This is a genomic window from Salifodinibacter halophilus (genome assembly GCA_012999515.1).
Classification (GTDB): domain Bacteria; phylum Pseudomonadota; class Gammaproteobacteria; order Nevskiales; family Salinisphaeraceae; genus Salifodinibacter; species Salifodinibacter halophilus.
Map to the genome: position 1 here is coordinate 1 of JABEEB010000078.1, position 338 is coordinate 338.

General features: G+C 61.8%; 1 protein-coding gene. It reads right to left on the bottom strand.

Annotated elements, in window-relative coordinates; translation table 11 throughout:
- Positions 1 to 338, bottom strand: a 338-nt coding sequence (locus HKX41_10765) for a transposase (GenBank protein ID NNC24611.1), incomplete at both ends; no start/stop codon positions are given.

A 338-nucleotide genomic window follows, 5' to 3' on the forward strand; every position in this document is an offset into this window, starting at 1 on the left:
TGATGACGTCTCAGGAACGTTTCGGACGCTGTGAGGTCTGCGTGGCCCCCGAAACCGCACGGGCACGTCAGCGTGTCGCGGTGGCGTGTCGTCCGATCTGTTGACCCGCAGTTCGGACACTCTTGAGAGGTCCATGCTTCCGAACGAACCTCCACCGAGATACCATACTCCTCGGCGGTACAGGCGAGTCGGTCGATGAACTGCCGGAACGCCCAGAAGTTGTGCGTCTTCTCGTTCACCCTGACCGACCAGTGCGTTTCCAGCACGTCGGTCAAGTCGCCCACGTACACCGTCGCCACGCCCTCGTCGTACAGCCGTTCAACGAGGTCGCGTACCAG